General features: G+C 64.9%; 11 protein-coding genes. 9 read left to right on the top strand and 2 right to left on the bottom strand.

Annotation, left to right across the window (positions count from 1 at the left end; genetic code table 11):
• Positions 1–17: 17 nt before the first annotated feature.
• The gene (mptB, locus tag OLW90_RS05870; RefSeq protein ID WP_319649126.1) at positions 18–1,670 is read right to left on the bottom strand and encodes a polyprenol phosphomannose-dependent alpha 1,6 mannosyltransferase MptB; all 1,653 of its coding nucleotides are present in this window, start codon (positions 1,668–1,670) and stop codon (positions 18–20) included.
• A gap of 156 nt (positions 1,671–1,826) precedes the next feature.
• On the opposite strand from mptB, the gene OLW90_RS05865 reads away from it, so the two are divergent.
• The 9 genes from OLW90_RS05865 to OLW90_RS05825 all read left to right on the top strand — a co-directional run bounded on the left by OLW90_RS05865 (position 1,827) and on the right by OLW90_RS05825 (position 11,001).
• Positions 1,827–2,504 (top strand): metalloregulator ArsR/SmtB family transcription factor, encoded by a 678-nt coding sequence (locus tag OLW90_RS05865; protein ID WP_319649125.1) that lies wholly within the window; start codon positions 1,827–1,829, stop codon positions 2,502–2,504.
• On the top strand, positions 2,501–3,946 hold the full coding sequence (sufB, locus tag OLW90_RS05860; RefSeq protein WP_319649124.1) for a Fe-S cluster assembly protein SufB: 1,446 nt from the start codon (positions 2,501–2,503) through the stop codon (positions 3,944–3,946). Before OLW90_RS05865 ends, sufB begins: the two co-directional genes overlap by 4 nt.
• Positions 3,947–5,116 (top strand): Fe-S cluster assembly protein SufD, encoded by a 1,170-nt coding sequence (gene sufD / locus OLW90_RS05855; protein ID WP_319649123.1) that lies wholly within the window; start codon positions 3,947–3,949, stop codon positions 5,114–5,116. It begins immediately after the preceding gene.
• Between the two features lie 41 nt (positions 5,117–5,157).
• Positions 5,158–5,913 carry a Fe-S cluster assembly ATPase SufC gene (sufC, locus tag OLW90_RS05850; RefSeq protein WP_055121866.1) on the top strand — a complete coding sequence of 252 codons (756 nt, stop codon included), beginning with the start codon at positions 5,158–5,160 and terminating at the stop codon, positions 5,911–5,913.
• Positions 5,913–7,187, top strand: coding sequence for a cysteine desulfurase (locus OLW90_RS05845; protein ID WP_319649122.1), 1,275 nt, complete (start codon positions 5,913–5,915; stop codon positions 7,185–7,187). Before sufC ends, OLW90_RS05845 begins: the two co-directional genes overlap by 1 nt.
• Positions 7,184–7,645, top strand: coding sequence for a Fe-S cluster assembly sulfur transfer protein SufU (gene sufU, locus OLW90_RS05840; RefSeq protein ID WP_319649121.1), 462 nt, complete (start codon positions 7,184–7,186; stop codon positions 7,643–7,645). The genes OLW90_RS05845 and sufU overlap by 4 nt, the downstream gene beginning before the upstream one ends.
• The gene (locus OLW90_RS05835; protein ID WP_319649120.1) at positions 7,638–8,018 is read left to right on the top strand and encodes a metal-sulfur cluster assembly factor; all 381 of its coding nucleotides are present in this window, start codon (positions 7,638–7,640) and stop codon (positions 8,016–8,018) included. Before sufU ends, OLW90_RS05835 begins: the two co-directional genes overlap by 8 nt.
• A 49-nt stretch (positions 8,019–8,067) precedes the next feature.
• Positions 8,068–9,699, top strand: a complete 1,632-nt coding sequence (locus OLW90_RS05830; protein WP_319649119.1) for an ABC-F family ATP-binding cassette domain-containing protein — start codon at positions 8,068–8,070, stop codon at positions 9,697–9,699.
• Between the two features lie 159 nt (positions 9,700–9,858).
• Positions 9,859–11,001, top strand: coding sequence for a hypothetical protein (locus tag OLW90_RS05825; RefSeq protein WP_319649118.1), 1,143 nt, complete (start codon positions 9,859–9,861; stop codon positions 10,999–11,001).
• Here OLW90_RS05825 and OLW90_RS05820 read toward each other — a convergent pair.
• Entirely contained in the window at positions 10,970–11,893 is a 924-nt protein-coding gene (locus OLW90_RS05820; RefSeq protein WP_319649117.1) for a LysR family transcriptional regulator, read from the bottom strand. The genes OLW90_RS05825 and OLW90_RS05820 overlap by 32 nt on opposite strands.
• Between the last annotated feature and the right edge of the window lie 62 nt (positions 11,894–11,955).

Genomic DNA, 11,955 nt, shown 5'->3' with positions numbered 1-11,955 from the left:
TGTTCAGTCTAGAACTTTCAGTTGAGGCCAACCAACCCCGAGCGCCTGAGCCACCACCAGCCCACGGAAAGAATCACCGCCAGGGATACCGCCGCACCCACGTAGATGCTCACCACCGTGCCGGGGGGCAGCGCCAAGCCGCGCGGGAGAACAAAGAAGCTAAAGGCTGCGGAGTACCCCACCACGGCCAGGCGGAAGAAGGGGCGATTGGCCCAGGCCGCCAGCGGCACCACCGCCCACAGCACGTACCAGGGGTGCACCACGGGGAAGAGCACCACGAGCACAAAGGTGGCCACCCCCAGCGCGCCCACCGGGTGAATCCTGCCCAAAAACGTGGCCAGAAGCATACGGAGGCTAAAGATTCCCGCCACCGCCAGGCCCGCCAACCGGGTGACCACGAGGATCGCGGTGCTGTGATCGCCCAGGCCCAGCAACATTCCGATGCCCCCGGCGATCACGCCGACGTCGGTAGTCATGGACATCCAACTGCGGATCGTGGTGGCCCCGCCCTGCCCGGTGACCCATCCCAGGCCGATTCCGCTCAACGCGGAGACCACCGCGATGGTGGCCAGCAGCACCGCGAGGAAAAAGGCACCGGCCACCGCGATGGCCCACCAGGCGCGCCGCCCGCGCTGATGGAGATAGCGCGCGTAGGCCATGCCGATGAACCCCAGGGATAAAAAGGCCGTGACCTTGACCATTCCGGCGCAGGAGAGAAGCGCCCCGGAGGCCGCCAGCAGGGGAAGCGTCCACCTATCCGCCCGATCTAAGGCGCGCAGGCCCAGTTCCAGGCCCACCAGCATGAGGCCGAGCATGAGGGCCTCGTTGTGGATTCCGCCCACCAGGTGCAAAAGCACCAGGGGGTTGAGAATCCCGAGCCACAGCGCGGCGGGGGGATAGACCCGGCAGCGCCGGGCGATGTGGAGGATCGCCCAACCCGCTGCTGCTAGCATGAGCACGCTAAGAATACGGTGCGCCAGCACGCCGAGCACGATGGAATCCCCGGTCAGCGCGCTGATGAGGGCGGAAAAGCCCATCGCCACTGGCCCATAGGGGGAAGGGGAGTGCGCCCAGATAAACGGCACGGAGCGCGCCAGGTGGTGATCCGTGCCCAGAAGATCGATGGGACCTGCGGAATAGGGATCCATGCCCTCGCGCACGATGGCGCCCTGGGCGAGGTAGGAATAAATGTCCTGGGTGAAGATCGGCGCGCTCAGCAGCAGCGGCAGCAGCCAGGCGATCCAGGTGAGCCAGAGATCCCGCGTGCTCACCACCCGCAGCGCGCGCTGTCGCCCCCACAGCGATACCCCCACCAGGGGGGCCATGCCGATCCAGGCCAGCACCACCAGCGCCACGCCCACGAGGACTATCGACGACGAGGCCTGCAACATCTGCCCCAGGGTGGTGCCCCCGGGGAAGGATTGATAGGGGTTATCCACCACCGGCAGGGCCCCGCCGCCCAGCGCCCCCAGCGCCAGCAGCAGCGCGCCCGTGGTGCCGATCCAGCGCAGGAGGGCAAAGCGCACGAGCCCGGCGTGGCGCGCGGTGGCGGAGGCCGCCGGGGTGGCGTCGCTATCGCGGTGCAGACCGGCCGAACGGGAACCCGCCACGCCCAGGCGCGGAAGATCTCGCAGAAGCGCCTGCCAGAGCGCAGAGGGTTGTTGTCGCACAGGCTCATCGTAGCCAGAATGACCCCGGGGGAAAGAAAGAACGGCAACCTTTTTGCGCCGGGGAACAATTTTAGTAACACTAGTGTTGTCTAAAAAGAGGCGATCGCTTGTGTGGCGGTGCGCGAGGTCCACCGAGGTGTGCAGGAGGTGATACGCATGGTGCGCAAGGCCAGTTCCACCGACGGGGATACCCGCAACGCCATCATGCGCAGCCTGCTCACCCACGGCCCGCTTACCGCTGCGGCTCTGGGCGAGCGCCTTGGCCTCTCCGCCGCAGGCGTGAGAAGGCACCTGGACATTCTCCTGGAGGAGGGGCTGGCCTATGCCGAGTCCCGCCGTCCCCCCGCACCGGCTACTCGCGGTCGCCCGGCCAAGCACTTCCGGCTTACCCAGCGCGGCCGCGAGCACTTTGGCCACGATTATGATTCCCTGGCCGCCCTGGCCCTGGCCGCCCTGAGCCAGACCGGAGGGCCGCAGGCCGTGCGCGATCTCGCGCGCGCCCGCACGGAATCCATCGTGGCAAAGGTGCGGGAGAGCTCCACCGAATCCATCGAGGAGACGGCGCGCGCCCTGGCACGGGCGTTCGACGAACACGGCTATGCCGCCACCGTGCAGCGCGCGGGCGGCGGCATCCAAATCTGCCAACACCACTGCCCGGTTTCCCAGGTGGCAGCGCAATACCCGGAATTATGCGAGGCAGAGCACGAGGTGATCTCCGAGTTACTGGGCACCCACGTGCAACCCTTGGCCTCCATTGCCGAGGGGCACGGTATCTGCACCACAAACATTCCTCTTTATCCCACCAATTCTCCTGAAGAAAGGAGCGGTTCATGACCCAGGCGACGCAAAACCTTGACGCGCAGCGCCCCATGAACGATGACGAGATCATCGAGTCCATGGGCGGTTATAACTACGGCTGGCACGATTCCGACGCCGCGGGCTCCGTCGCCCGCCGCGGGCTGAGCGAGGAGGTCGTTCGCGACATCTCCGCGCAGAAGAACGAGCCCGAATGGATGCTGGAACAGCGCCTCAAGGCCCTCAATATCTTTGATAAGAAGCCCGTGCCCACCTGGGGCGCGGATTTGAGCAATATCGACTTCGATAGCATTAAGTACTTTGTGCGCTCCACCGAGGAGCAGGCAAAGTCCTGGGACGATCTCCCCGACGATATTCGCAATACCTACGACCGCCTGGGCATTCCCGAGGCCGAGAAGCAGCGCCTGGTGGCCGGCGTGGCCGCCCAGTACGAGTCCGAGGTGGTCTACCACCAGATCCGCGAGGACCTGGAGGAGCAGGGCGTGATCTTCGTGGACACGGACACCGCCCTGCAAAAGTACCCGGAACTGTTCAAGGAATACTTTGGCACCGTGGTACCGGCCGGGGATAACAAGTTCTCCGCCCTAAACGCCGCCGTGTGGTCCGGTGGTTCCTTCATCTACGTGCCCAAGGGCGTGCACGTAGATATTCCGCTCCAGGCATACTTCCGCATTAACACGGAGAACATGGGGCAGTTCGAGCGCACCCTCATCGTGGTGGACGAGGACGCCTACGTGCACTACGTAGAGGGCTGCACCGCCCCCATCTATAAGTCCGATTCCCTGCACGCCGCCGTGGTGGAGATCGTGGTGAAGAAGGGCGGCCGCTGCCGCTACACCACCATCCAGAACTGGTCGAACAACGTGTACAACCTGGTCACCCAGCGCGCCAAGGCGGAAGAGGGCGCCACGATGGAGTGGATCGACGGCAACATCGGCTCCAAGGTGAACATGAAGTACCCGGCCGTGTGGATGACCGGCCCCTACGCCAAGGGCGAGGTGCTCTCCGCCGCCTTCGCGGGCGAGGGCCAGTTCCAGGACACCGGCGCCAAGATGGTGCACATGGCCCCGTACACCTCCTCCAACATCGTGTCCAAGTCCGTGGCCCGCTCCGGGGGCCGCGCCGCCTACCGTGGCCTGGTGCAGATCAACGCCAACGCGCACCACTGCACCGCCAACGTGGAGTGCGATGCCCTCCTGGTGGACAACATCTCCCGCTCGGACACATACCCCTACAACGACATCCGCAATGACCACGTGACCCTGGGGCACGAGGCCACCGTCTCCCAGGTCTCCGAGGAACAGCTCTTCTACCTTATGAGCCGCGGTATCGACGAGGCCGACGCGATGGCGATGATCGTTCGCGGATTCGTGGAGCCCATCGCCAAGGAGCTGCCCATGGAGTACGCCCTCGAACTCAACCGGCTGATCGAGCTACAGATGGAAGGATCGGTGGGATAAATGGCCGAGACGCTCAAGAACGCCACCACGCACAACAACAAGGGTGACGTGCTCACCTCCTTTAACGTGGAGGACTTTGAGGTTCCCCGCGGCAAGGACGAGGAGTGGCGCTTCATCTCCCTGCGCCGCCTGCGTGGCCTGCACAACGGCTCCTTTGCCGAGGCCGTGGCCCCGGACATCGCCGTGGAAATCCCCGAGGGCGCCCAGGTGCGCAGCGAGAACATTGCCAAGGACGACGCCCGCGCCACCCGCGCCGGTGCGCCCTCGGATCGCGTGGGCGCCCAGGCCTGGACCTCCATGCAGGACGCCACCCTGGTGAGCTTTGCCAAGGATTCCGCCACCGCCGAGCCCGTGACCATCACCGTCACCGGCAAGGGGGAGGGAGTAACCTCCTTTGGCGCCGTGGTAGTGGAACTGGAGCAGGGCGCGGAGGCCACCGTGGCCCTGAACTACCGGGGCAGCGGCACCCACGCGGATAACGTCCAGTTCGTGCTGGGCCCGAATTCCCGCCTGACCGTGATCGTGGACGCGGATTGGGAGGATGACGCCGTACACCTCTCCAACCAGTCCGCCCTGGTGGGCCGCGACGCCGTGCTGCGCCACAACGTGGCTGTGTTTGGCGGCGAGGTAGTCCGCCTGGTGCCGCGCGTGAAGTTCGAGGATCAGGGCGGCGATGCCGAGATGCTGGGCGTATACTTTGCCGATGACGGCCAGTACTTTGAGAACCGCCTGCTGGTGGATCACGCCCAGCCCAACTGCCGCTCCAACGTGCTGTACAAGGGCGCCCTCCAGGGCGATCCCAGCACGAACAAGCCGGATACCCGCACCACCTGGGTGGGCGACGTGCTGATCCGCGCCAACGCGCAGGGCACCGATACCTACGAGACCAACCGCAACCTGGTGCTCAGCGAGGCCGCCCGCGCGGACGCGATCCCGAACCTGGAGATTGAGACCGGCGAGATCGCCGGTGCCGGCCACGCCGCCACGGTGGGGCGCTTCGATGATGAGCAGCTCTTCTACCTGATGAGCCGCGGCATCTCCGAGGCGGAGGCCCGCCGCCTCATCATTCGCGGATTCTTCACCGAGGTCATCAACCACATTCCGGTGGAGGCCATCCGGGAGGAACTGGAATCCCGCGTGGTCAATGAGCTAGAGCGCGTGACCGCCTAAGAGCCGAACACACTGCACGTTTTAAGATCAGGAGAAAAACGATGTCTACCCTGGAAATCAAGAACCTCCACGCCCAGGTTCTTCCCTCCGATGAATCCGCCGAGCCCAAGCCTATCCTCAAGGGCGTGAACCTCACCCTCAACTCCGGCGAGATTCACGCCATCATGGGCCCCAACGGCTCCGGCAAGTCCACCCTGGCCTACACCCTGGCCGGTCACCCCCGCTACGAGATCACCGATGGCGAGGTGCTGCTCGACGGCGAGAACATCCTGGAGATGTCCGTGGACGAGCGCGCCCGCGCGGGCCTCTTCCTGGCCATGCAGTATCCCACCGAGGTTCCGGGTGTCTCCATGTCCAACTTCATGCGCACCGCCGTGACCGCCGTGCGCGGCGAGGCCCCCAAGCTGCGTGAGTGGGTCAAGGAGGTCAATGAGGCCCGCGAGAACCTCAAGATCGACAAGTCCTTCAGCGAGCGCTCCGTGAACGAGGGCTTTTCCGGCGGTGAGAAGAAGCGCCACGAGGTGCTCCAACTGGATCTGATGAAGCCCAAGTTCGCCGTGATGGATGAGACGGACTCCGGCCTGGACGTGGACGCCCTGCGCGTGGTCTCCGAGGGGATCAACCGCTACCAGCGCGATACCAACGGCGGCATCCTCATGATCACGCACTACAAGCGCATCTTGGAGTACGTGAAGCCGGACGTGATCCACGTGTTTGCCAACGGGCAGATCGTGACCACCGGCGGGCCCGAGCTAGCCGATCAGCTTGAGGCCGATGGCTACGAGCAGTTCCTGTAATGGCACGCGCGGATTTCCTTTCCTCGGACGGCACCCTCGACGTGGAGGTGGTGCGCGCGGAGTTTCCCATTCTCTCGCGCACCGTTCGCGGGGATAAGCCCCTGGCGTACCTGGATTCCGGGGCGACCTCGCAGCGGCCCGAGCGGGTGTGGCGGGCGGAGGAGCACTTTGTGCTCCACACCAACGCCCCGGTACACCGGGGCGCGTACCAACTCGCGGAGGAGGCCACCGACGCCTACGAGCACGCGCGCGCGGCCATCGCGCGCTTCGTGGGCGCCGAGGGCGAGGAGATCGCCTTTACCAAGAACGCCACGGAGGCGCTCAACCTCGTGGCCTTTACCCTGGGCGATCCCCGCGCGGGTGACCTCCGGGTGGGGCCGGGGGATACCGTGGTGGTCACGGAACTGGAGCACCACGCCAATCTGGTGCCCTGGCAGGAACTCTGCGCGCGCACGGGGGCCACGCTGAAGTGGTACTCCACCACTCCCGAGGGCCGGATCGACCTGGATTCCCTGGAACTAGATGAGTCCGTCAAGGTAATTGCCTTTACCCACCAGTCCAACGTGACCGGCGCGGTGGCGGATGTGCCCGAGATGGTGCGGCGCGCCCGCGAGGTGGGCGCGCTCACCGTGCTGGACGCCTGCCAATCGGTGCCGCACCAGCCGGTGAACTTCCACGACCTCGGCGTGAACTTCGCGGCCTTCTCCGGGCACAAAATGTGCGGGCCCGCGGGAGTGGGTGCCCTCTATGGGCGCGCGGAACTCCTTAAGCAGTTGCCGCCCTTCCTCACCGGCGGTTCCATGATCGAGGTGGTGAAGATGGAGGGCACGACCTTTGCTCCTCCGCCGCAGCGCTTCGAGGCCGGAACCCAGATGACCAGCCAGGTGGTGGGGCTGGGTGCGGCCGTGGAGTTCCTGGATTCCATCGGCATGGAGGCGATCGCCGCCCACGAGCACGACCTCACCGCCTATGCGCTGGAGCGGCTGGGGGGCGTCGATAAGCTGCGCATCGTGGGTCCCACCACCCCGGAGGCTCGCGGCGCCGCGATCTCCTTTGTGGTAGAAGGGGTGCATCCGCACGATCTGGGGCAGGTACTGGACGATCACGGCGTGTGCATCCGCGTGGGGCACCACTGCGCCTGGCCGGTGCACCGCTGCCTGGGCGTGCAATCCACCGCGCGAGCCTCCTTTTACCTGTACAACACCAGGGACGAGGTGGATCGCCTGGTGGAGGCCATCGAATCCGCCAAGAAGTTCTTTGGGGTGAGCGCATGAATCTGGAATCCATGTACCAAGAGGTGATCCTGGATCACTATAAGAACCCCGAGCACGCGGGCCTGCGCGATCCCTTTGAGGCGGAGGTGCACCACGTGAACCCCTCCTGCGGGGACGAACTCACGCTGCGCGTGCATCTCTCCGCCGACGGCAGCGTGGTGGAGGATGTCTCCTACGACGCCGAGGGCTGCTCGATCAGCCAGGCCTCCACCTCCGTGATGGCCCAGGAGATCATCGGCAGGCCCGTGGCGGAGGCGCGCACCAAACTCGCGGAGTTCGAGGCGATGATTACCTCCCGCGGACAACGCGAGGGCGATCCCGAGTTGATCGGGGATGGCATTGCCTTCGCCGGGGTCTCGCAGTATCCCGCGCGGGTAAAGTGCGCTCTTTTAGGCTGGAAGGCCTTTGAGGCCGCCACCGCGGAAGCACTAGAGGCACAGGAGGCCCACAATGACTGAACCAATGGAACAACCCGCCGACCGCCCCGAGCAGACGGAGCAGGACGCCGCGGATGCCTCGACCGTCGAGGAGTATATGCGCGACGTGATCGACCCGGAGCTGGGGATCAACGTGGTGGATCTGGGGCTGGTGTATGACATCTACATGGACCACTCCACCGAGGGGGTCAAGCGGGCCGTGGTGAACATGACCCTGACCTCCCCGGCCTGCCCGCTCACGGACATGCTGGAGGATCAGTCCGAGGCGGCCGTGGTGGGCAATGGCGCGGCCGATGAACTCCAGCTCAACTGGGTGTGGATGCCCCCGTGGGGCCCGCACATGATTACGGAGGAGGGGCGCGAACAACTCCGCGCCCTGGGCTTCTCCGTATAGGTTTCTCCGCTGGATTTTCCAAGTAGCGGGGTTGATACACTGCTTCCTTGTGATTGTCACCAATGATCTGGAAGTTCGCGTCGGCGCCCGCACCCTTTTGACGGCCCCCGGTCAGCACCTTCGGGCGCAGGCCGGGGATCGCATTGGTTTGGTGGGCCGCAATGGCGCGGGCAAGACCACCACCATGAGAATTCTGGCGGGGGAGACGCAGCCCTACGGCGGCTCGGTGACGGTCTCCGGGGAGGTGGGCTACCTGCCCCAGGATTCCCGCGAGGGCAATATCGAGCAGACCGCCCGCGATCGCGTGCTCTCCGCACGGGGACTGGATAGTATTCGCGCCTCCATGACGCGCCAGCAGGAGATTATGGAGAATACGGCGGATGACTCCGCCCGCGATAAGGCCATCCGCAAATACTCCCGCCTGGAGGAGCGCTATCACTCCCTGGGTGGCTACGAGGCGGACTCCGAGGCCGCACAGATCTGCGATAATCTGGGGCTTCCCGCCCGTATCCTGGATCAAAAGCTCAGCACCCTTTCCGGCGGGCAGCGCCGCCGCGTGGAACTGGCGCAGATTCTCTTTGCCGCCACGGCCGGATCGGGCAAGTCCGCCACCACACTGCTCCTGGACGAGCCCACCAACCACCTCGACGCAGACTCGATCACCTGGCTGCGTGGCTTCCTGCGCAAGCACGAGGGCGGGCTCATCATGATCTCCCACGACGTAGAGTTGCTCGACGACGTGTGCAATAAGATCTGGTACTTGGACGCCGTGCGCGCCGAGGCGGACGTGTACAACATGGGCTTTAGCAAGTACAAGGACGCCCGCGCGCTCGATGAGGCCCGCCGACGCCGCGAGCGCGCCAACGCGGAGAAGCGCGCCTCCGCCCTGCGTACCCAGGCCGAAAAACTCGGGGCCAAGGCCACCAAGGCCAAGGCCGCCAAGCAGATGGCCGCCCGCGCCGATCGCATGATGAACGCCCTCGATGAGGTGCGCGTGGCCGATAAGGTGGCGCACATTTCCTTCCCCGAGCCCGCCCCCTGCGGCAAAACCCCCATGTTTGCCAAGGGCCTGACCAAGATGTACGGCTCCCTGGAGGTATTCGCCGGGATCGACCTGGCCATCGATAAGGGCTCCCGCGTGGTGGTGCTGGGCTTCAACGGCGCGGGCAAAACCACCCTGCTCAAACTCCTGGCGGGGGTGGAGCGCACCGACGGCGAAGGCGGAATCGTCACCGGACACGGCCTCAAGGTGGGGTACTTTGCCCAGGAGCATGACACCATCGACCCGGATAAGTCCGTGTGGCAGAACACCATCGACGCCTGCCCGGAGGCGGGGGAGCAGGACCTGCGCGGTCTGCTCGGTGCCTTCATGTTCGCCGGGGAAAAACTCGACCAGCCCGCGGGCACCCTCTCCGGCGGCGAGAAAACCCGCCTGGCCCTGGCCACGCTGGTATCCTCCCGCGCCAACGTTTTGCTTCTCGACGAACCCACCAACAACCTCGACCCCATCTCCCGCGAGCAGGTGCTCGACGCCCTGCGCTCCTACACGGGGGCGGTGGTGCTGGTGACCCACGATCCCGGTGCGGTGCGCGCCCTGGAGCCCGAGCGCGTGATCGTGCTTCCCGACGGTACCGAGGACCTCTGGGGGGACGAGTACATGGAGATCGTGGAACTAGCCTAACCCTTTGTTTACCCCCGTCGCACCGCGCTGACCTGCGCGGTTACCGCTCCTTCCCACCCGAACGCGAAATTCGTCTAAAAAAGTTTCCCCAAACCCAAGTATTTCTTTCGGGAAACCTCTATGGTGTTAGGCACGACACGTTCCGCTGAGAAGGAGAACATGATGACTGCTGCCTACACGGAGCACAAGGCCCCGTACAGCTACACCCCCGGCTATGCCGAGACTCAGGGGTTGGTGGATCAGCCCACCTTCCGCGCTATCCCGGAGTTCGAGGGAGTACACGATATTTGGCCGCGCGGCGACCGGCTCGAAGCCGTGCGCCAGGCCGCCCGCAAGTACCGGGAGCGCTTCATCCAGCAGGGAACGGTGCTGGGGGTGCGTTCCTTCAACATCGCCGCCGCGCCGTACCCCGCGAGGTTTGCCTTCCAGGGATACTCGGTGAACCTCAACCCCTTCATCAGCATCATCAACCGGATGATCATCATTCAGTACCAGGACTTCAACGGGGTGGAGCGCACCCTGGTGTGGGAGCCCACCGTACCCACCGGCTCCAAGAACTCCCCCTTCTACAACAAACTCGCGCGCTTTGGCGCCAAGTGGGGCGGGGAGAAACTACTGGCCAAGTACTACAACGACCCCGATGAAATCCTGCCCATGCTGGGCATGAGCAACGAGGACGTGGATTACGTCTCCTTTGATCACCTGCACGTGCAGGATGGGCGCATGATCCTGGGGGCCAAGAACACCCCGTACCGCCCGATCTTCCCGCATGCGCGGCTCATCGTGCACGAGGCGGAGCTGGGCACCTTCGAGGCCCAGCACCCCATGCAGCGCGCCTGGTACGTCAAGGAGGGCCTGGACGGGGTGGAGCGCGAGGCCCTCTCCACCTTCCAGGGCGACGTGGAGATCGGCGTGGGCGTCTCCCTGCTGTGGACGCCCGGCCACACCGATGGCAACCACTCCCTGTGCGTGAACACCCCCGATGGCGTGTGGATTTCCTCGGAGAACGGCATGGCCGCTGATTCCTGGCAGCCGGAGCTCTCCAAGATTCCCGGCGTGCGCGCCCAGGCCCGGTTCTACGAGCGCGAGGTGGTGCTCAACGGCAACACCCTGGAGGACTCCCTGGATCAATACGACTCCATGATCAAGGAGTTTGAGATGGCCTCCTACTGCAAGAAGGACCCCCGGTGGAAGCAGATCCTGCCCTCCTCGGAGTGCGCGAACTGGAAGCGTCAGTGGCCGCTCATTCCCGGTATGACGCACGGCGGAATCAATTACGGGGAGATCCGTAGGCGGAAGTAAGCGGGCTGAGGTCGCGGGCGGCCTCGGCAACGGCCGCCCGAAAGACCCTGATCGCGGGGCTATTTTCGTGCCCATTGCGCACCGCGGAGTAGAGGGTGCGAGAGGGTTTTCCCGCCAGGGGGAGCACCTGCACCTCCTTGCGAAAGTGCGCGGCAAGGAGTGCGGGCACAATGGTCACGGCGTGCCCCTCGCGGGCGAGGTATATCTGCAAGAACGGATCGGGGGTTTCAAAAAGCACGCGCGGCTCGAAGCCATACCCACGGCAGTATTCCCGCGCCCAGCGGCCAAAGATAAGATGGGCGGGATCAATAGCCCAGGGATACTGCGCGAGATCGCTCATCGTCTCCACCGCAGTTCCCAGCGGGCCGGAGCGCGGCAAGATCAGGCGGAGGGGATCGGAAAATATCTCCTCGCGGTGCAGTGCCTGGGGGAGGGGGACGTCGATGTTCTCATACGTCTCTCCCAGAATCACGTCGAACTCCCCACGCAGGAGTCCCTCGATCGCGCTTTCTACCTCGCGCTGATATATCTCCACGCCGAGGTCGGGGTAATCCTCGGCCAGGGCATTGAGCGCCCTCGGCGCCAGGGTGGCCAGGGCCGTTTGAAAGGAGGCCACGCGCAGGGTGCCGCGCACCTGGTCGGTGGCGGTGGCGAGGGCCACCGAGGCGTCGTCGGCAAGCAGGAGGATTTTCTCCGCATAATCCGCGAGGATTTCTCCCTGCTGCGTGAACCGCACGTTGCGCCCCACCTTTTCCAGGAGGGGGTATCCGGCCTCTCGCTCTAGTTTCTGCAACTGCTGCGAAACGGCGGAATGGGTGTAGTGGAGCGTTTGCGCCACCTTGGTGATGGTGCCCTGCCTGCGGAGTTCCACCAGCATGCGCAAGCGGGCCATACTCATCTCCATCAACAAACCTCGCAGATTTTCTTGCACTAAATCTTAAGAAACTATCGCTA

It is taken from the genome of Corynebacterium sp. 21KM1197 (genome assembly GCF_033783015.1).
Classification (GTDB): Bacteria; Actinomycetota; Actinomycetes; order Mycobacteriales; family Mycobacteriaceae; genus Corynebacterium.
The sequence above is the reverse complement of the archived record's forward strand: the minus strand, read 5'-3'. Positions and strand labels throughout refer to the sequence as shown.

Coding starts and splice junctions, on each gene's coding strand:
- OLW90_RS05845 (WP_319649122.1), top strand. CDS start 5,913: ATGGCACGCGCGGATTTCCTTTCCTCGGACGGCACCCTCGACGTGGAG.
- OLW90_RS05835 (WP_319649120.1), top strand. CDS start 7,638: ATGACTGAACCAATGGAACAACCCGCCGACCGCCCCGAGCAGACGGAG.
- sufB (WP_319649124.1), top strand. CDS start 2,501: ATGACCCAGGCGACGCAAAACCTTGACGCGCAGCGCCCCATGAACGAT.
- sufC (WP_055121866.1), top strand. CDS start 5,158: ATGTCTACCCTGGAAATCAAGAACCTCCACGCCCAGGTTCTTCCCTCC.
- OLW90_RS05820 (WP_319649117.1), bottom strand. CDS start 11,893: ATGGCCCGCTTGCGCATGCTGGTGGAACTCCGCAGGCAGGGCACCATC.
- OLW90_RS05865 (WP_319649125.1), top strand. CDS start 1,827: ATGGTGCGCAAGGCCAGTTCCACCGACGGGGATACCCGCAACGCCATC.
- sufD (WP_319649123.1), top strand. CDS start 3,947: ATGGCCGAGACGCTCAAGAACGCCACCACGCACAACAACAAGGGTGAC.
- sufU (WP_319649121.1), top strand. CDS start 7,184: ATGAATCTGGAATCCATGTACCAAGAGGTGATCCTGGATCACTATAAG.
- OLW90_RS05825 (WP_319649118.1), top strand. CDS start 9,859: ATGATGACTGCTGCCTACACGGAGCACAAGGCCCCGTACAGCTACACC.